This window comes from uncultured Clostridium sp., from assembly GCF_947039605.1.
GTDB lineage: Bacteria > Bacillota > Clostridia > Clostridiales > Clostridiaceae > Sarcina.
The window spans coordinates 1-20083 of the sequence record NZ_CAMQZG010000025.1 but is presented as its reverse complement, the minus strand read 5'-3'; the positions used below and the strand labels follow the sequence as shown (position 1 = coordinate 20083).

Annotated in this window: 17 protein-coding genes and 1 other annotated feature; of the genes, 7 read left to right on the top strand and 10 right to left on the bottom strand. The window is 27.0% G+C overall.

The genetic code is table 11. The features are described 5' to 3' along the window. Nucleotides 1–61: 61 nt before the first annotated feature. Nucleotides 62–904, bottom strand: coding sequence for a S1-like domain-containing RNA-binding protein (locus tag Q0V24_RS10470; protein WP_297521218.1), 843 nt, complete (start codon nucleotides 902–904; stop codon nucleotides 62–64). A gap of 190 nt (nucleotides 905–1094) precedes the next feature. Here Q0V24_RS10470 and Q0V24_RS10465 point away from each other — a divergent pair, with 190 nt between their 5' ends. Further along, entirely contained in the window at nucleotides 1095–2096 is a 1002-nt protein-coding gene (locus Q0V24_RS10465) for a CehA/McbA family metallohydrolase (RefSeq protein ID WP_297521216.1), read from the top strand. 47 nt (nucleotides 2097–2143) lie between these two features. On the opposite strand, the gene Q0V24_RS10460 is transcribed toward Q0V24_RS10465, so the two are convergent. Further along, nucleotides 2144–2860 carry a RelA/SpoT domain-containing protein gene (locus Q0V24_RS10460; protein ID WP_297521290.1) on the bottom strand — a complete coding sequence of 239 codons (717 nt, stop codon included), beginning with the start codon at nucleotides 2858–2860 and terminating at the stop codon, nucleotides 2144–2146. Between the two features lie 123 nt (nucleotides 2861–2983). Then, on the bottom strand, nucleotides 2984–3316 hold the full coding sequence (locus tag Q0V24_RS10455) for a hypothetical protein (RefSeq protein ID WP_297521214.1): 333 nt from the start codon (nucleotides 3314–3316) through the stop codon (nucleotides 2984–2986). 239 nt (nucleotides 3317–3555) lie between these two features. Here Q0V24_RS10455 and Q0V24_RS10450 point away from each other — a divergent pair, with 239 nt between their 5' ends. Continuing rightward, on the top strand, nucleotides 3556–4023 hold the full coding sequence (locus tag Q0V24_RS10450; protein ID WP_297521195.1) for an Lrp/AsnC ligand binding domain-containing protein: 468 nt from the start codon (nucleotides 3556–3558) through the stop codon (nucleotides 4021–4023). A 58-nt stretch (nucleotides 4024–4081) separates the two neighbouring features. On the opposite strand, the gene Q0V24_RS10445 is transcribed toward Q0V24_RS10450, so the two are convergent. Continuing rightward, complete coding sequence (locus Q0V24_RS10445) at nucleotides 4082–5824, bottom strand: phosphoenolpyruvate carboxykinase (RefSeq protein WP_297521193.1); 1743 nt, start codon at nucleotides 5822–5824, stop codon at nucleotides 4082–4084. A 309-nt stretch (nucleotides 5825–6133) separates the two neighbouring features. Then, nucleotides 6134–6805, bottom strand: coding sequence for a 1-acyl-sn-glycerol-3-phosphate acyltransferase (locus tag Q0V24_RS10440; RefSeq protein ID WP_297521185.1), 672 nt, complete (start codon nucleotides 6803–6805; stop codon nucleotides 6134–6136). Nucleotides 6806–6995: 190 nt separating this feature from the next. Here Q0V24_RS10440 and Q0V24_RS10435 point away from each other — a divergent pair, with 190 nt between their 5' ends. Then, nucleotides 6996–7817 (top strand): ComEC/Rec2 family competence protein, encoded by an 822-nt coding sequence (locus Q0V24_RS10435; RefSeq protein ID WP_297521184.1) that lies wholly within the window; start codon nucleotides 6996–6998, stop codon nucleotides 7815–7817. Nucleotides 7818–7836: 19 nt separating this feature from the next. Here the strand turns inward: Q0V24_RS10435 and Q0V24_RS10430 are convergent, their stop codons facing one another. After that, nucleotides 7837–8565: a ribonuclease H-like domain-containing protein gene (locus Q0V24_RS10430; protein WP_297521183.1), complete on the bottom strand. Its 729-nt coding sequence runs from the start codon at nucleotides 8563–8565 to the stop codon at nucleotides 7837–7839. 247 nt (nucleotides 8566–8812) lie between these two features. On the opposite strand from Q0V24_RS10430, the gene Q0V24_RS10425 reads away from it, so the two are divergent. From Q0V24_RS10425 to Q0V24_RS10415, 3 genes are read left to right on the top strand one after another with little or no spacing between them, the layout of a single operon-like run. Continuing rightward, a complete protein-coding gene (locus Q0V24_RS10425; protein ID WP_297521182.1) occupies nucleotides 8813–9040 on the top strand; it encodes a ferrous iron transport protein A in 228 nt (75 codons plus the stop codon). Nucleotides 9041–9058: 18 nt separating this feature from the next. Beyond that, nucleotides 9059–10825 (top strand): ferrous iron transport protein B, encoded by a 1767-nt coding sequence (feoB, locus tag Q0V24_RS10420; RefSeq protein WP_297521181.1) that lies wholly within the window; start codon nucleotides 9059–9061, stop codon nucleotides 10823–10825. Nucleotides 10826–10842: 17 nt separating this feature from the next. Next, nucleotides 10843–11025, top strand: a complete 183-nt coding sequence (locus Q0V24_RS10415) for a FeoB-associated Cys-rich membrane protein (RefSeq protein WP_297521179.1) — start codon at nucleotides 10843–10845, stop codon at nucleotides 11023–11025. A 45-nt stretch (nucleotides 11026–11070) separates the two neighbouring features. On the opposite strand, the gene argS is transcribed toward Q0V24_RS10415, so the two are convergent. Then, nucleotides 11071–12762: an arginine--tRNA ligase gene (gene argS / locus Q0V24_RS10410; protein ID WP_297521172.1), complete on the bottom strand. Its 1692-nt coding sequence runs from the start codon at nucleotides 12760–12762 to the stop codon at nucleotides 11071–11073. Nucleotides 12763–12815: 53 nt separating this feature from the next. Beyond that, nucleotides 12816–13020 (bottom strand) — a binding site (T-box leader). A gap of 148 nt (nucleotides 13021–13168) precedes the next feature. On the opposite strand from argS, the gene Q0V24_RS10405 reads away from it, so the two are divergent. Continuing rightward, complete coding sequence (locus tag Q0V24_RS10405) at nucleotides 13169–14680, top strand: Ppx/GppA phosphatase family protein (protein ID WP_297521170.1); 1512 nt, start codon at nucleotides 13169–13171, stop codon at nucleotides 14678–14680. Between the two features lie 36 nt (nucleotides 14681–14716). Here Q0V24_RS10405 and Q0V24_RS10400 read toward each other — a convergent pair whose 3' ends face one another. The 3 genes from Q0V24_RS10400 to Q0V24_RS10390 all read right to left on the bottom strand — a co-directional run. Beyond that, a complete protein-coding gene (locus tag Q0V24_RS10400) occupies nucleotides 14717–15355 on the bottom strand; it encodes a site-2 protease family protein (protein ID WP_297521167.1) in 639 nt (212 codons plus the stop codon). 137 nt (nucleotides 15356–15492) lie between these two features. Then, nucleotides 15493–18888 carry a hypothetical protein gene (locus Q0V24_RS10395; protein ID WP_297521165.1) on the bottom strand — a complete coding sequence of 1132 codons (3396 nt, stop codon included), beginning with the start codon at nucleotides 18886–18888 and terminating at the stop codon, nucleotides 15493–15495. Between the two features lie 232 nt (nucleotides 18889–19120). Continuing rightward, nucleotides 19121–20083: PhoH family protein (locus tag Q0V24_RS10390; protein ID WP_297521163.1), on the bottom strand; the 963-nt coding region annotated here is incomplete at its 5' end.

Genomic DNA, 20083 nt, shown 5'->3' with positions numbered 1-20083 from the left:
AATATGCTATTTACCTACAAACAATAGAAAAAGGATGTCTATTTTAAGACATCCTTTAACTTTATACTAATTTTGTTCCATTTTCATCAATTGTTATTAATTTATCTTTAAATAATCCACCTAAAGCCATTTTGAAATATTTTTTTGAACACTGGAATACATCTTTAATATCCTCTGGAGAACTCTTATCCCAAAGTTTCATTTCTCCATTATTCGCTTTTAAATAATCTAAAATTTGACCCTCTAACTTACCTTTTTCATCAAGTTTCTTAGCTCTTAATCTTAAAGTAACCATTCCATCCTCATAAACTCTGTTTATAATTCCAGTTATAGTATCTCCTGCTTTAAAAGCTGTAAAGAACTCTCTTGTTAAGACAGCCGCTCTATATTGATTATCAATAGCAACACATAAAGAACCATTTGTTTGGAATCCATAAACAACTCCTGTTACTTCCTCATGCATTAGAGGATCTTCCATATTCTCTAAATATCTATCAACATTTGTTGTAGCTGCAAGTCTGCCTGTTTTATCAACATACATATATAATAAATATGATTTTCCAACTTCTAAATCATATCCCTGCTCTTTATGTGGAACAAGAACATCTCTTTCAAGTCCAATATCAGCAAATGCTCCAAGACTCTCTTTAATTTCTTTAATTTCAAGGTATGCCACCTCTCCAACTATAGCCTTAGGTTTTTTCTCTGAAGCTATAATTCTATCAAAAGTATCTCTATACATAAATACTTCTAAATTATCACCAATTTCAATATCTTTAGTTATCAAATTATTGTTAGGTACTAGTATATCATCACTTGATGATCTAGTTCCTCCATCTAAAAATATCCCAATTTCTGCTTTTCTTACTACTTTTAATATGTTATAATCACCTATTTTTATCATTTCTTCCTCCTGCGGTAAACTACTTACTTCTCTTAGTTATAAGCCTATTATTATTTGAATAAGCTATTATATATATTTTTTTATCAATATTACTAAAATACAAGTCTACTATCTATCTTAATAATATAACCTTGTTTATTTAAAAAGTAAAGTTTAAAAGAATAATAAGCATTTGAAAGCAGGTGTAATTTTGAGCAAAAAAAAATCAAAAAAAAATCCTTATTTAGTTGATATAAATAAAATTAATTTTTTTTATGGGGTTCCACATTGTCATACTAATATTTCTACTGGGAAAGGAAGTCCATCAGAATGTATAGAAATGGCTTATAGAAACGATTTAGATTTTTTAATATTAACAGATCATAATAGTGCATTTGAAAAAGATACAAAAATGTCACATTGGAGTACAACAAATAAATTAATTTCTAAATATAATAAAAGAGCGAGTATTTTTTTAGTACTACATGGTTTTGAAACCCACAGCTCTGAATGGGGGCATTTTAATATAATTAACCCTAAAAATTATTTTTCTGGAACTGTAACTAATATAAATGCGCTTGTGCTTTGGAGTTTAAAAGATAAAAACACTTTAATTTCAATAAATCATCCTCATAATTCAGTATTAGAGATTCCTTTTTCACCATTAATAAATACTGCTATTACAAATATTGAAGTCGCTAATGGTATATTTGGGAAAAAATATACTAAACATGATAAGATTTATTATAATATGCTTGATAAAGGCTGGAAACTCAGTTCCATTAATGGACAAGATAATCATAAATTAAATATAGGTAAAGAAGAAAATCTAACTGCGATAATTTCACCTCTCTTAACAGAAGAATCTTTAATATATGCACTTAAAAATCACCATACTTTTTCTACAGAATCCAAAAGTCTTAAAATGTACTTTACTATTAATTCTGCTTTTATGGGTTCAACAATTCTAGCTAAAGACTCTAAACTATTAAAATTCTTTGTAAATATTGAAGATTCTATAAGGAAAATTTCTAAAGTTCAAATAATAACCTCAACGGGTAGAGTAGTGAAGGAAATTTCTAATTTAGAAATTCATACAGTAAAATTTATGTATCAACAGATACCTTCATTTGCTGAAAAATGGTATGTTGTAAAAATACTTCTAAATGATAAAAGAGAAGCTATAAGCTCTCCTATTTTTTTGGAATTTTAATAAAGAAAGGTCTTGATTACAAATTTAATCAAAGCCTTTCTTTATTTTTAGTTGTTTTTTAACAGTCCTTTCAGTTTTTCAATCTCATTTTCTTTTTTTAGTAATTCACAGTTTAGAGTATTTATAAGTGAAGCCATTTCATCAGAACTACCAATTATTCTATTAAACAATAATAAATTTGATTTTAAAATTTCTGGAATTTCATCATGAGAATATCTAAGTCTATGGTCAATTTCACCATAACCTTCTTCAAATATAGTTCTAACTTGTATTTCTGCTATAACTCTTTGACTTGTTGGAAAAAACTCAACTAGATAATGAACTGATCTATAACCAGATGGTCTTGATCTAACCTCTATTCCAAGTTCTTTAAAAGTTGTAGTATTATCCCCCTCACGCACATTTGCTGTAATTTCTATAACATTCCAAGTTTCATTTATAAATTTATGAATTTCTTCCCATTCACATTTTAAAATATGAATTACTCTAATTCCAATTAAATCATTAATCTCATTTTTATAGTTATCAACTGTAAATGCAAAATCCTTTCCATATTTTTCTTTACGTTCACTAGTTTTTCTTATTATCTTATCTATAAGTCTATCACTTTTTTTAATCCTAGATTTAACGCTATGAACCTTAGAATTTGACCTTAAAATACTTGCGATAAACTCTGCCTGATTTTCATAAGATTCTCTATATTTTATGTAATCTTCATATATATCTTCTAAATTTTCAATTTTTATATTATTTAAGTCAACCATTTTACTAGTTAATTGAGATTTCTCTAATAAATTCTTAATTTCTAGATTCATAATAATATCTCCCTTTATACATTATAAATTCAAAAAAGTAGTATCAATATTAAATTAGATACTACTCTTTTTTTATTTATTGTTTTTATTTTTAACTCTATTAGGTTTAGCTTTTGCTTTTATGTTAATTTTCTTCTCGCCTTTTTTCATACTAGGCTGTCCATCCTTATTAACATCAAAGAACCAAAAGAATATTATTGCTGCAAGCCCTGATAATAATATTTTAGTAACATCAATACTTGATCCGTTTCCTGGGATAAAAATAGAAATCGCAAAGATTACTATAGATACTCCAAGTAATACCCATTTGTTTACTCTTACTTTTGGAAATACATACCTACTTAATAACGCATATACTGCGAATATAACGATAGCAAATCCTACTACTAATAATATTTCAAACAAAATCGTCCCCTCCTTTATACATAAAAATCTTCTTATGTATAATTTTAAATTAAATTACTTGTATTTTCAACAAAAAAAAATAAAAACTGCACTTTTTTTCCAAAATTTAGGCTTAAATTTGAACATTTTATTGATTTTATTGATTTTATTTTAATATTCTGTAAGTTTTCCTTTAAAAATTCCAAGAAATTTGATAGAATAATAATATCAAAAAATATTATATAATACGAGGTGGTTTTATGTCTTTATCAAATTCAATGCATTTAGACGAATTAGACTTACAAATTTTAGATATACTGATCAAAGATTGTAGAACTCCATATCTTGAGATAGCAAGAATATGTCACGTTTCCGGTGGTACTATTCATGTTAGAATGAAGAAAATGGAAGATTTAGGAATAATAAAAGGAACTAGAATACTTTTAAATCTTTCAAAACTTGGTTACGATGTAACTTGTTTTGTTGGAATATATGTCGATTGTACTTCATCATACAATGAAATTTTTGATAATCTGTCAGCAATCAAAGAGATTGTAGAGCTTCACTTAATAACAGGAGCGTACACTATCTTTGCTAAGTTAGTATGTAAAAGCATATCTGACTTACAAGACATATTATTAAACAAGGTAAACGTAATCGATGGGATAAATAGAACTGATACATTTATATCATTATCTCAACCTATCGATAGAAATATAAGACTTTAAAGTATATTCTAGATTATAAAAAGTTATTCTGAGTTTCCTCAGAATAACTTTTTTTATTTTATAGATTTTTTATAATTTCAAATAATTCTAAAGCTGCTTTTTTAGGACCTTCTTTTTCCATTCCGCTTATCGCTAAGCATGTATTAATTTCTCCAACTTTAACATCTTTTTCAAACATTTTATTAAAGTATCTTTCTAAAAGAATATCACACTCTTCACTTTTTTGTGCAGGTCCAAATGGATTTGCAAAATATGATTCAACAAGTCCAAGTTCTGTAGTTGTTCCTTTAGCTACTCTAGCACCTCTTCTAAATGTATCTATAGCATCTTTTGGTGTTTTAAAGTAACTTATAGAATCTCTTCCATCACTTACATCAGTATAGTTATTAGCATATAAGAATAAATCAACTTTATAACCTTCCATTATTTCTTCATATGTTGCAACCGGAATTACAAGTCTAGCATTTATTTTATCTGGATTCATAAATATACTTCTATCAATTTCTTTAAATGCATATCCTGGATCTAAATCATCTAATCTAACAAATGCACCTATTTCAGTACCATATCCATAAACATTATCATTTTCAATGCTAATACGTCCCATATCATCAAAAACAATAGTCATTTCACTTATATAATCTTCACTTAATGTTCTAAATGCTTCTAAGCTCTCTGATTTACCAGCTCCACTATCTCCCATTATGACAACATTCGCTTCTTTTCCTGATTTAAGAAGTATTTTTACCATAGCACCATGTACTGGTAAACTTTCTCTTTGAATCATAACTAAATTGTGTAATGTTAATATCATTTTTTTCATATAACCAAAATAATCAACATTTTCACTATAATTTACGTAACCTACCATTAAATCATTCTTCTTATCATTGTAGAATACAGTTTTAACTTCATCACCATCTTTATCACCATATGCATATATAAGATCTGGTTTTTTACCTCTATACTCTGAAGGTTTTGCCATTTCAAATAAGTTACATAATGTTATACCATGTGACATAAAATCTCTATGGAAGTAAATATGTGCTATTAAACTTCCTACTTTGATAGGGTAACAGAACCAATGGTCCTTATTTATATTCATACCTTTAATTGGATTCTCAAAAGTTTCATTAAACATCCCATCTCTTGTATTTCTCTTAGGATATGTTATAAATGGAGTTTCTAATGAAATTGAATCTATAAATCCTATATTTTCTAAAACTTCATATCCTGATGGAATTGGCCATAAAACTTCATTTAACATTAAACATGCATTTCCACCAGCTGGAACCTGTCTATATACTCTTGGACTTTCATTTAATAAGTTTTTAGTAATTCTTCTATAGAATCTTAATATTAACTGTGAGAATGATGTATTAGCTTCTGCAAAACTTACTGCTGCAATTCCAGCTTTTACTTTATTATTATGAATAACAGTATATCTCTCCATTTTTCTCCAGAAAGAATATATATCTTCGATTACTGCTAATAACTTACTCTCAGTTTCTAATAATAACTCATATTTTGTATTTACAGCTATAACCTCTTCCGCTTTCATCATTGATAAAAGTTTAAATGCCCCTATAAGTTCGCATCTTAAAAGTTTAACGTCATCTGTTCCTAATGAATTTTTTAAAAACTTAAAATTATGAGTCTTTTTATCTTTAGCCTTATTCAAATAAGCCTCAACGATTCTTTTAAAACCTTCACTGTTCATTATTGACTCAAAACTATCACAGTATTTAGCTGTGAAATTTATAGTTACCTTATCATTACTTAAAGAAAATTCTTTTCTCATAAGTATACCCCCTTATTCCCCAAACATTTTTACTATAAAGTTATTTTTATTCCTATGTCATTTTTATCTATTATAACATCAATTTGCAATTTTTCAAAACTTTTTTTTCATTTTTTTCATTTTTTTTATTTCAAATAACCTTTTAAGAAAATTATACCGCTATTTTTGAATGTTTAACTATATTTTATTGCATAGGTTATATTTTTAACATAAAAACATTTTTCACTATATTCTTACTATTATATGTATTAATTAATAAAAAAACACATATATCTTTTTACAAAAATATACGTGTTACTGCTTTTTTTATCATTTTTCTAAATCTTTCTCAATAAGATTATGTATTAAATTAGCTAAATCACGTTGTTCCTCTTTAGATAATGTATCTGTATAAATAGGTCTTCCATACTTAATCTTTATAGTTGTAGCTTCAAATTTTTTATTAAGTTCATAAGCTTTATAACTTCCATCAACCATAACTGGAACTACTGGAACTTTTGCTCTAATTGCAAGTTTAAGACTCCCCGCTTTAAAATCTTTAATTTTACCATCCTTAGCTCTAGTTCCTTCAGGATAAATCCCTAATGAATATCCTGCATTAAGATTTTCAACGCCTTCTTTAATAACTCTAACAGCATCACGAGGATCTTCTCTATCTATAGCAACACTATGACAAAGTTTAATCCATCTACCCATAATAGGTGTTTTTAATAATTCTTTTTTTGCAATAAACCCAACAGTTCTATTTGCACCCATCATAAGTGCTGGTATATCTAAAATACCTTGATGATTACCAACAAACAAGCAATGTTCTTTTGGTATATTTTCTATTCCTTCATATTCTACTTTAACTCCAATTATATCAAAAGTGAATTTACACCACTTTTGAACTGATCTATGTTTAAATCTTTCCGCTGCTTCTTTGCCTCTTAGTTTACTTATAATTGGAACAATCCAACTTTTAATAAAAAACAATCCCATATACAGCATATAGCCCCCTATTGCAAAGGCATATTTTATTTTTTTTAAAATCTTATCCATCCTCGTCTCCCTCTTTTATCTCTAATATATACATTATACTTCATTAATTTTAAAAAATTCAATATTTCACACTTTACTTACGTAATTTTTACACTTACAATATTTGTAAAACTATCTAGGAGGTATTAATGTGTATTTTAAATTAATAAAAATTATTATAAGTATCACTTTATCATTTCTTTTCGCTAGCTGTAATTCAAATTCAAACCAATTAATTATACACTTTATAGATGTAGGGCAAGGAGATGCAACCTTATTAGAATTTAATGAGAAAACATTACTAATAGACTCTGGCCCTAATATAGCTGAAGAAAAAATTTCAAAATATCTAAAAAAAAATAATATTACAACTATTAATTATCTAATAGCAACACACCCTCATGAGGATCATATTGGAAATATCGATTATATTCTAGAAAATTTTAAAGTTAAAAATTTTCTAGCACCTAAAGTTTTATATGAGTCACAAGATTTTACTAATATGATAAAAAAACTTCAAGCTGAAAATTTAAAAATAAATGTTATCTCAGGAAGTACAAAAAATATAATTAATTTAGATGCTTCTATTAATATTGATTTTTTTTCGCCAAATAAAAAATATGAAAATACAAATAACTACTCACCTATAATAAAACTAACACATGGAAATAATTCCTTTCTCTTTACAGGTGATGCTGAAAAAGAAGTTGAGCTTTCAATTTTACATAAAAATTTAGATAGTGATGTTTTAAAAGTTGGACATCACGGAAGTGCTTCATCATCAACTAAAGAATTTCTTGATATTGTAACACCCAAAATTTCAATAATCTCTTGTGGTATAAATAATCAATTTAATCATCCTCATAGTCAAACATTAGAAAATCTTAATTTTCAAGATAGTCTTATATATAGAACCGATGAAGATGGTACTATCATTTTGGCTAGCAACGGTAAAAATATAAAAAAAAAATAAGCACTTCGTCAAATTTAACTTAGTGCTCATTTTCTTCTAATAAATTAATTTCTTCTAATTCAGCTTTTTCAGCTTCCAATCTTTTAAGCTCTTCACTTTCAATTTCCATTATATTATCCCAATTAACAAGAATATGGAATAAATTCACAACATCCTGTTCATTGTAAATAAGAATTTTTTCTATTTTTTCTTTTGGCATTCTTTTAAAGTATTCTTTATCCTTTAAAACTTTATGGAAAGTTTTTGCAAGATTAGAACCTGAAATAAGCTCCCCTTCTCTAATAATCCCAAATTTTTTCTCTAATACTTTTAAACCAATACCTTTTTTGAAAGTACTTTCATAAACTTTTTGTATGTCTACAGATGTAAAATAATCATTAAAGTTAAAGTTTATTCCATATTTTTCAAAAAGGAAATTGATAACTGTAAAATCGTTATTTCCTGAAAAAGTTACGATATATTTCTTTTTTTTATTTGCACATACATCTATAAAATATTTTTTTGCTAAATATAAAACATCTTTAGCTTCGCTTTTATTTTCAATCATATATTGTGTTACTTTTATTTTATTTGTAGCTTCATCATAGTAACAAGCTCCAAATACACCTATACATTTAGGCTTTTTATAAACATAATGCTCTAAGTCAAAATAAACAGCCTGTTTATATATCTCTTCATGCTTACCAAACTTAATAGCTAAATCACTATTAAATTCACCTGCTTCGACATCTCTTTCTCTTATAATCACCTTATCACTCTTTTCTAATCTAATAATTTAGAATCTACTAAAAACATTATAACACTATATTCTTTAATAGTCCTTATTAATTTGAATTTTAATATCTATTACATAACTTATATTTGCTATTTAGTTGTCTTTTTTTAATAATTCTTTTAATTAAGTATCTAATTTTTAAAGTATTTGACATAGTTTCTTCATAATGATATTATTATTGTAATGATAACAGTTTTCAATAACGAGCGGAGGTTTCAAAATGAATGTACTCAATCTTAAAGTTGGACAAACCGGTATAATTAGCCATGTTGAAGGAAATGATAAATTAACAAAAAGGCTTTTAGTTCTTGGATGTACAAACGGGACAAGCATCAAGCTAAAAAGAAAAGCACCCTTAGGAGATCCTATTATTTTAAATATACGAGGATTTGATATAGCTATTAGAAAAAATGATGCAAAAAGTATTTATTTAAAAGAAATTATATAGACATAAGGAGATTGCAAAATGAAGACTATAGCCTTAATAGGGAACCCAAATGTGGGTAAGACTACTCTCTTCAATATGTTAACGGGTTCTAACCAACATGTTGGTAACTGGGCAGGCGTTACTGTTGATAAAAAAGAAGGTTTTTTTGAAGATATTAGAATAATCGATTTACCTGGAATTTATGCAATGGATGCTTTTTCAAATGAAGAAAAAGTTTCTAAAAAATTTATTGAAGAAGGTAATGTTGATGCAATAGTTAATATAGTAGATGCCTCTAACCTTGATAGAAATCTATATCTTACTATGCAACTAAAAAAATTCAATAAACCTATTATATTAGTTGTTAATATGATAGATGTCGCAGAAAAAAAGGGGATTTCAATAGATTTTGAATCTCTTGAAAAAAACTTTAATATAAAAGTGATTCCACTTTCAGCTACAAAATCTATCGGAGTTGAAGATCTAAAAAGCTCAATAAAAAATGATATATTTACTGATTACCTAGATAATAAATCTTATGAGTTTAAAGATGAAGAAGATTTATATAAATTTATTGAAACAAAATTAGTTAGTACTTATAATCGTGATTTAGAAAAAAGTTCTACAAAATTAACAGAACGATTGGATTCTATATTCTTAAATCCATTCTTAGCATATCCATTATTTATTTTAATTTTATATGTTGTATTCCAATTCACATTTAAATGGGTTGGACAACCTTTATCTGATATGATGGCCAACTTTGTAGATAATGTAATCATGCCACATACAACTACTCTACTAGCTGGAAATGCTGACTGGTTTAAATCATTAATCGTTGATGGTATTATCTCAGGAGTTGGAGGAATTGTAGCATTCTTACCACTTATAGTTTCACTATATTTCTGCATATTCTTGTTAGAAGATAGTGGTTATATGGCAAGAGTTGCTTTCTTAATGGATAGTCTTATGAAAAAAATGGGCTTATCAGGAAAAGCTTTTATAACTATGACTATTGGATTTGGATGCTCTGTACCATCTATAACTTCTGCAAGAACACTTGAAAGTGAAAAAGACAGAAAACTAGCTGCTTTACTAGCACCATTAATGTCGTGTAATGCAAGATTACCTGTTTATGTACTTTTCGCATCTGTATTCTTCCCAGATTATAGGGGGGCGGTAGTAGTATCTATGTATTTAATAGGAATAGTAGTTGCTTTCTTATGTGGTTTAGCTCTTAAAAATACAGTATTTAAAAAAGATGATGAACCATTTATAGTTGAATTACCAGAGTATAAAATACCAAGTGCAAGAAACGTATCAAAACAAATTATAAGCAAAAGTAAAGCCTTTCTTATAAAAGCTGGAACTATCATATTTGCAATGAGTGTACTTATCTGGTTCCTACAAAGCTTTAATATACATGGTTTAACTGATAATGTTTCTGATAGTTTCCTTCAAAGTATAGGATCATTTATTGCTCCATTCTTTGCTCCATTAGGTTTTGGAAACTGGCAGGCATCAGTATCATTACTTGCAGGAATAATGGCTAAAGAAACTGTTATTTCAAGCATGGAAGTAATCTATAGTGGAGATTTACATGTGTTATTATCTTCACACTTTACAGCATTATCTGCTTACTCATTTATGGTATTTGTACTTTTATACACACCATGTGTAAGTGTTATAGGAGTTATGAAGAAAGAATTTGGTACTAAATTCACTCTATTCTCATTCTTCTTCCAACTTACTCTTGCATGGGTTTGTGCATTCTTAATATATAATGTTGGTTTATTAATATTTTAAATAAAGGAGATGTATATATGCAAATAATAATAACTGCTTTAATAATAATCGCTGTTGTGTATATTTTATTTAAAAGCATAAAAAAATCTGCAAAAGGGTCATGTAGTTGTAGTGGAAGTTGTTCTGCTAAATGTCCAAAAGAAGGAAGTTGTAATCACAATGCACCTTTAACTATGAAAAAAGATAATAAAGATAAATAATAAAAACTCTCAGGAAAAATTCCTGAGAGTTTTTTATTTATCTAATTACATTTCTTCAACAACATCTACTGCTATTAAACCAAGTGCATTTTTAATTACTTGTGCAGATGCTTTTATAAGAGCAACTCTAGCACTTTTAAGTCCTTCATCCTCAACATTTATAACTGTATGAGCATTATAGAATTTATTAAAAGCTTTAGCAACATCTAGTGCGTATCTTGTTATAACAGAAGGCTCAAGTTTATCTATTGCTAATAAGATAACTTTATGGAAGTCCTCTAATGTTTTACTTAATTCAAATTCTTCTTTAGTTGTTAACTTACTAAAGTCTGGAGTAGCTAAGTTATCACCAGCTCTTTTTATTATACTATTAGCTCTTGCATAAGCATATTGTACATAAGGTGCTGTTTCACCATCAAAACTAAGCATTTCTTCCCAGTTGAATGTAATATCTTTTTCTCTTGTATTTTTAAGGTATGTGAATATTATTGCACCAATACCTATCTTTTTAGCAGTCTCTTCTTTATTTGCAAGTGTTGGATTTTTTTCTTCTATAAGTTTTTGTGCATTCTCAATAGCACCATTTAATAGGTCTTCTAAAAGAATAACATCCCCTTTTCTTGTTGAAAGCTTTTTATCAGCAAACTTAACAACACCAAATGGTATGTGTATACAATCTTTAGCCCACTCTTGACCAGCAAGTTCTAATGTTTTAAATACTTGCTTAAAGTGAAGTATTTGGTCTTTTCCAACTACATATATACATTTATCAAAATCATAGTGCTCTTTTCTATATCTAGCAGCAGCTAAATCTCTTGTTGCATATATAGATGCTCCATCTGACTTAACTACAAGACATGGAGGCATATTATATTCATCAAGCATTACAACTTTTGCACCATTACTCTCTTCAAGGATTTTTTTATCTTCTAAGAATGCAACAACATCATTCATTTTATCATTATAAAAACTTTCCCCAGCCCATGAATCAAAATCTACACCTAAAATATCATAAATTTTATTAAACTCTTTTAATGATAAGTTTTTAAATCTATTCCATAAAGCTGTTTCTTCCTCGCAACCATCTTCAAGTCTTTTAAAGTGCATTCTACCTTCATCATCAAGCTCTGGATTTTCTTTAGCTTCATAATAGAATTTAACATATATTCTTAATAATTCTTTGATTGGATCTTCCTCTAAAGCTTTTTCATCTCCCCAGTTTTTATAAGCATATATAAGCTTACCAAATTGAGTTCCCCAATCACCTAAGTGATTGATTCTAGTTGGATTATATCCATCAAACTTAAATGTTTTATATAATGAATTTCCTATAGCTGTTGTAAATAAATGTCCAACATGGAATGGCTTTGCAATATTTGGTGATGAGAATTCAACTAAAATAGTTTTATTTTCACCCTCTGTACCTGAACCATAATTATCACCATCTGATAAAACTTTTTCTATAACAACTTTATTAAATGCTGATTTATCTAAGAAGAAGTTTAAGTAAGGTCCAAGTGCCTCAACTTTTTCAAAGCCTTCCGTATTGATGCTCTGTGCTAAATCAGCAGCTATCATATTAGGAGCTTTTCTCATAACTTTTGACAACTGGAAACAAGGAAATGCAAAATCCCCCATATCACTTTTAGCAGGAACCTCAACTAAACTTTCTATTTTTTCAATGTCTAAATCTACAAGTTCTTTTAATCTACTTGCTATAATATTTTTATTATTCATACTAAATCCTCCTATTTTTTGGTAATAAAAAAACGCCTTCTTATTTTCTTAAAATAAGAGACGAATATAATCCGCGGTACCACTCTACTTGATGTAACATCCACTTTGTAAATTAACGCTTTTTAAACGACATACCATAAATATATATGGTATATATCTCATAGGCTCTCTTCACTCAAACTATTCCTTAGGACTCACACTCTACTCCTACTCGCTTTAAGATCTCATTTAAGTTACTTCCCTCTTCAAAGATTTTTAATATTCATTTTACTCGTAATTATAACAAATAAAAATCAGTTATGTCAATATATTATCTTATTAAAAAATTAATATTTGAAAACTTGAAAAATAAGTAATTTTTAATTAAGATATAACTATCTTGTTTAATTTTGAAAGGATTATTATTATGAATAAAGTAGGTATTATAGATATTGGAGCTGAGTCAATAGACATGCTACTCGCTTCAACTAGTGAAAAAGGATATTTTAAAATAATAGATGAATTAAAGGAATATATAACTTTTGGTTCAGATGCAATATCTTGTTGTGAGATATCAAGCGAAAAAATGGATAAAACTATCTCAATACTAAATATTTTTAAAAATATGTGTTTAAATGCAGGTGCTACAGATATAATATTTGTTGCCTCTGAGGAAGTAAGAAAATCTGATAGTCAAATGAATTTTAGAAAAAAACTTTCAGAGGTTCTTGATACAGAATTTAGAATATTATCAAATGAAGAAGATTTATATTACACTTATCTTGGTGCAAGTAACTCTATGTTTATAGAAAAATCACTTCTTTTAGATATAAATGCCCATTCTATAAATATGGCTTTTATAGAAGATAATATAATAAAAGAAAAAGCATTTTTACCATTTGGATTTGTAGATATTTCAAATAAATTTGATTTAAACCACAATATTGATTTTGCGACATTAGCTAATTTAAAAACTTATATAAATGACGAATTAACTAAACATGAATGGTTAACAGAAATAAAATTTGATTCAATTATTGGAATGGGAGATTCTATAATCTCACTTGGAAAAATAGATAGAGCTAAAAAACATTACCCAATTCATGTATCTCATGGTTATAACTTTGAATTACATGATGTAAAAGAAATTTATAATTTGCTTAAAAGTAAAGATTTAGAACATAGAAAACAAATTTCAGGATTACCAGCAAAAGCTGTACCTACCATTTTAGCATCAGCTTCAATTTTAAAGTTAATTGCAACATATACTGATACTCATGATATCGAAATTTGTGGAAATGGACTAAGAGAAGGTCTTGTATTTGATCATCTAGAAACTAACTTAGAATCAAAGAAAGATATTTTAGACTCTAGTCTTACAGGTGTTATGGACTCTTTAAATATTGATGTTAAACATGCACAGCAAGTTTACTCACTATCACAAAAATTATTTGATACGTTAATGCCAATTCATAAACTTGACTCAAATAAATTTAAACGTATTTTAAAGACAGCCTCATTACTTCATGACTCAGGGATAAGTATAAGATATTATAATCATCACTTACATTCATTTTATATTATTTTAAACTCACCTATAAATGGATTAAGTCACAAAGAATTATTAATGAGTGCTTTTGCTTCAGCACTACATAGAAATAACCATTTTACTGTACCAGTTGCAAAGTATTCTTCTTTAATAAATAAATTAGATGCAAAATATATAGAGTACATTGGAATTATCATAAGAATTGCAGAAGGTCTAGACAGAAGTTTAGCATCAACTGTAGAATTTGTAGATTTAAATTTAACAGAAACATCAGTAGAACTTATTATTAAATCCGATAAAAATATAGATTTAGAAATTCAAGAAGCACTAAGAGCTAAACATGCTTTTAAAGAACTTTATAGAAGAGATTTCTTTATAACTAAATTATAGAAAACAAAAAAAGAGTGGATTTTCCACTCTTTTTTATTAGAAAAATATACTAAGTATTAATAGTACTATTTTATCCATACCAGATGTTACTAAATGAACTGGTACTACTAAAATATATTGTGCTAAAAATACTATTGCAAGTAAAATATATAGTTGATACTGCGCTGTAAAAGCACTTATTTTATAAGCAGTACTTGGTGCAAATTCTACAAGTAATGTATGCATCTCTAAACCTGGCATAGGTATAATATTAAATGCAAAAAGACTTATATTAACACTAGCAGTTACTTGTAAGACTAAAAGAAGTATACTTCCAACTTCATTTCCTGCAAAACCTGATAAAATAATAATACCTGCAAGTAATGTAGCTATAAAAGCTACTATTAAATAAGATGAAAAGGCTGCTAAACTAACCTTTATACTATCTTCTTTAGGCTTCTTAAATGCATATCTATTTATCTGAGATGGTTTTGACCAACCAAACCCTGTTAATACGATAAGTACAAAACCAATTATATCTATATGTGCGAATGGATCTAATGTCATTCTGCCCTGTAACTTCTGTGATTTATCCCCTAAATTATATGCTACTCTAGCTCTTATATACTCCTTAGCTGTAAATGCTATAAGTATCGCTGGTATCATTAAAAACATTTTCAATAGATAACTACCCAATAAATTACACCTCCTAATTATTATTATAATTATATCATATATTTACTGTAAAAACACCCAACAACAAGTTAATAACTTATTGCTAGGTGTTTAACATTTTATATTTACAAAGCTAAATCTCTTCTTTTTTACTACAACTAAATTTGCTTTATATATTTCTTTTCTAGTTTAGAATATACTATAGCAATTATAATACAGGTAACCCCTACACCACAACAAACAAAAGTTTTTTGAATTGTGTCCATACCATTTATAAAGATTAATATAGAACCACAAGTTGCCATAGCAGAGCCAAGCCCTAGTTTCCTAAACCAGGCCACATCAACATAAAAACCTATTAAAATAATAACAAAACCAGAAACTATAGCATATATAAATGTTCCAATAACGTTATTTAATAGATATACATAAACAAATACTCTAATTATTATTGCTAGTATACCAATAAGTGTATATATAGTGAATTTAATCTGCTTATATTCTTTATAAACATTTAAATCTTTTATACTACTTATATATCTTGATATACAAATAATTACTGTAGCTAAAACAAATATAATTGGATTTTTATAGCCAATACATTTTAGCATAGATATAATTAGCAATATTATTATAAAAGGATCTATATTTTTTTGAATAATTATTTTTTTATAATTTAAAATACATATTAAAATTATTGGTATGATATACCCTGATGCATTAAATGCTAATACACAAGAAGCTACTAATAAAATTATAGATATAGATTCTGAATCCTCTTCACTACAAACTATTAAACACCCTAAATAATATAGAGTTAAACCACACAATATTATAGTATCTTTAAAAATAAATCCAAATATAATAAGTCCAATTAATGAGAATACACTATAAGCATAGGAACCAGTCTTAAAATGCTTTCTAATATTCTTTAAAACAGGTTGAGCTACTAATATATTAATAGCTATAACTATTAATATAAACCATTTATCAGATGTCCTAAGAACCATCTGAATGATGAGTGTAAAGAATACATAATAACTAATATTAAAGAATTCAATCTTACTCCATTTTAAAAGACTTATAGTTATATATAATGCAAATAATAATATATAAATCATATATGAATTTTCATAACTTGCAGTCATAACAAAGAATGCTACAACACCTAAATTCAAAACATCTAATAATGATTTTTCTCTTTTATAAAATACTCCTAAAATCGCAAGTATTAATATAACTATTAATATTGGGCTCTTAATTACAAAACTAACAACTCCAAATGTTATTAATGATACTATAAATACATTTTGTCTAGGGAAGTCACTATAGAATTTATACATATATATCACCGCTAAGAATACTGTAATCATAAATAATATTAAGATATAATTACTTTCAATTGAATAATAAGATACATATGATAATTTTATAATTGAAATCATTGTAATATATAAACTCATATTATTTTGAATTTTCCTTTTAAATAAAAGAGCTACAAATATCATTAGTACTATTGAAACAAATATTATACTTCTAAATAAAATCATTGAGAATAAGAAGAATACTAACATATTTATTTTTCTTACCTTCTGTTCTTTAAATAAAACAAAATTATATAGCATTGCAGCTATAGAATATACAATTATAATCATATCAACAGTAAACTCATTACTTACATCAAAAGCATCAAAATAAATTCTAAATGACAATATCTCAAGTATAATTGCTACTATATAATTAATCTCTTTTTTATAATTACATCTAGATAGTGTATATAAAGTAGGTATTAACCCAGATATTAAATATATAATTGATAATGAATTACTTACAAGTAATATAGTATTAAAACTTATAAGTAATATAAATTCAAATTTGTGTTCATAAACATTTTTAACTAATGACGAATAGTAAATATTAGCAAAATATACTACATTCAATAATATTATAAATAATGAGCTATTCTTCACACAAGTACATAATAATATTGTGCTTATTACAAGTGCGATAGTTTTATAAGTAATTTGTTTTTTCTCATCTGCAATATCATTTAATAAAGGAAGATAGCATAATACTACTACCGTAATTAAGATTGACAATACTTCTGAATGATTAACTATATCACTAAGAACTATAATATTTGCAGCAAATGAAAATAAATACAGTTCAGGTGATTTAACTTCACTTTTATAATATATATATAAAGTTAAACCAATCGCAATTACAGAATTTAATATATTTACTACCAAAATAGAAGTATATATATTTACTAAAATACTAAATGCAATAATTGCTATTATATTAAGCAATTCAAAATACTTAGTATTTTTAAGTGGCACAAGTATATTTAGAACTGTAAAGAAGTACCCAAGTAAAAGAATATAAAGTGAGCTTCCAATAGTCGGCTCTGAAATAGGGATTAATGCAATATAAATACCAATCATACCAACTATCCTAATAACATCAAAAGTACTGTTACGACTTAAATATAAGGCATATAAAGATATAAGAATTAATAAACAGTGAGTGACAATATAACTAATATTATCAAGCACCAAAAAATTCACAAGTGTAGTTAAATATAATAGCCCAAGTCCGAGCCCTACAATCGATTCTTTTACAATAACAATATCTTTGACCTTCTTTAAGAATAATTGCCCTGTAAGTAATACTAGTACTGATACTACATACATTATCATTCCTTTTTCAACGTTTCCAAGCATATTTAAATAAACATATTTCCCAAATACTGAAACTCCAAATAAACAAAGTAAAGTTCCAATAGCAATCATAAAATACAAACCAAGGTTTGCTTCTATCTTCTTTACTACCGCACTTTTCTCACGCTTCTTCACACCCTTCTTTTTAACAGGTTCTATTTTCTTAGTTGTATCTACTCTATTCATTTTTTTGATATTATCAGCTATAACACTTTCTAATATTTTATTTTCATTAGTATTTTTAGAATTTTCTTCATTACTAGTTATCTTTTCATTATTAACAATTTGAGGTTTTATTTCATTTTTTAAAGTTTCTATAAATGACTCATTATTTTTTATTTTGCTTTTATCTTCATGCCTGCTTACTTGAGGAGAATTTATCACATCTGTAGTTTCTAATGTTTTAGAAACTTTTAAAACTTCTGACCTTTCAATTTTAGTAATTCTTGAGGTCGACTGTTCTACTTTATTTACAAACTCCTCACTTTTTTGCAAAAGTAAATTTCTTTGAGTTCGCAGTGAAATCAGATCTGCTCTACACCTAAATAGATTTTTTCTTTGCTCACCACTTAATGATTTTGAATCATCATTTAATAAATGATATATTCTACTAATATTAGTTTCTATCCTATCTACCGGAACAAAAGTATTTTTCACTTCCTTTTGTTCTTCCCATTGCTCTCTCTTTTGTTTTTCTTCTTGTTCGAGTTCTTGTTTTTGATTTGCTAATTTTAATATATCCAAATTTAATTTTGCCGACTCAATTAACGCAGCATTAATTTTATCTTTAAGTAGTTGCTGTCCTTCTAATAATTGTTCAAGATTTGACTCCATATTCATCTCCCTTTTTAAAAATATTTAGTTGAGTATAAATTTTTAAAATATAGCTACTTCCATTAAGTTCTCTATTTCCTTAATAAAAACCTTTTTATATTGTAAAAATATGGGTATATTTTATTTTAGTCATAACAAATTGTTTATATTCATAGAAAAAAACTAAAAAAAGACTAAAGTATCAACTACTTTAATCTTCTTATCTGTATATAATTTTATGAGTCTATATTTCTTATAATCTTTTTGAAGCTTCGTAAGCTAAATCACTTCTCTCACATTCATCATAATCAAGTGTCACCTGATAACATAAAGGGCTTCCTTTCATTTTTTCAGAAGCATAACACAAACCATTGCTTCTACTATCTAGGAAAGCCTGATCTATTTGCTCTGGGTCACCAATTAAAATTATCTTAGAACCTTCACCAGCTCTTGTAATAATTGACTTAACCTGCTTTGGAGTTAAATTCTGAGCTTCATCTATAATAACCCAAGACTTCACAATACTACGTCCTCTAAGATATGCTACAGCCTCTGTAGTGATAATCCTACGCTCAAATAACTCTTCTATTTTATCATTTAACTCAAGTTCATTAGAATATCTAGAATCCTCATCAGAATCTATTAATATCTCTAAATTATCATATATAGGTCTCATAAATGGAGCTATTTTTTCTTGCTCTGAACCTGGTAAAAAACCTATATCTTCATCCATAGTAACATTAGGTCTGCAAACTAAAATCCTTCTATACTCACTACTTTGCTCCTCTAAAATCTTTTGAAGACCAACAGCTAAAGAGAATAAAGTTTTAGCAGTACCAGCTGGCCCCTTAACAATTACAAGTGGTGCAAGTTTAGCCTCAACACTAAGACACTCAAGCATAAACTTTTGCCCAACATTTCTTGGAGAAATCCCCATAATATTATAACTATTCTTATAACGTAATGGAGCTATTTTCTTTCCATCAAATCTTCCAAGAGCTGTCTGCTTTTCATTATCATTACTATGAATAATTAAAAACTCATTCACTTCAAGCTCTGGAACTACATAATCATCAGTCTCTACATCAAAATATAATACATCATTTAACTCTAATTTTTTATTTTTAAAAAACTTCTCTAAGTTTTCAGTAGTTGTATAAACATCTTTTCTTGCAGTATATTGCTGATCATAGTTTGGTACAACATCCTCATAAAA

Bases quoted from the DNA above. Each gene is read 5' to 3' on its own strand.
- Q0V24_RS10405 (WP_297521170.1), top strand. From the start codon at position 13,169: ATGAATAAAGTAGGTATTATAGATATTGGAGCTGAGTCAATAGACATG.
- Q0V24_RS10445 (WP_297521193.1), bottom strand. From the start codon at position 5,824: ATGAGAAAAGAATTTTCTTTAAGTAATGATAAGGTAACTATAAATTTC.
- Q0V24_RS10470 (WP_297521218.1), bottom strand. From the start codon at position 904: ATGATAAAAATAGGTGATTATAACATATTAAAAGTAGTAAGAAAAGCA.
- Q0V24_RS10415 (WP_297521179.1), top strand. From the start codon at position 10,843: ATGCAAATAATAATAACTGCTTTAATAATAATCGCTGTTGTGTATATT.
- Q0V24_RS10460 (WP_297521290.1), bottom strand. From the start codon at position 2,860: ATGGTTGACTTAAATAATATAAAAATTGAAAATTTAGAAGATATATAT.
- Q0V24_RS10450 (WP_297521195.1), top strand. From the start codon at position 3,556: ATGTCTTTATCAAATTCAATGCATTTAGACGAATTAGACTTACAAATT.
- argS (WP_297521172.1), bottom strand. From the start codon at position 12,762: ATGAATAATAAAAATATTATAGCAAGTAGATTAAAAGAACTTGTAGAT.
- Q0V24_RS10440 (WP_297521185.1), bottom strand. From the start codon at position 6,805: ATGGGATTGTTTTTTATTAAAAGTTGGATTGTTCCAATTATAAGTAAA.
- Q0V24_RS10395 (WP_297521165.1), bottom strand. From the start codon at position 18,888: ATGGAGTCAAATCTTGAACAATTATTAGAAGGACAGCAACTACTTAAA.
- feoB (WP_297521181.1), top strand. From the start codon at position 9,059: ATGAAGACTATAGCCTTAATAGGGAACCCAAATGTGGGTAAGACTACT.
- Q0V24_RS10425 (WP_297521182.1), top strand. From the start codon at position 8,813: ATGAATGTACTCAATCTTAAAGTTGGACAAACCGGTATAATTAGCCAT.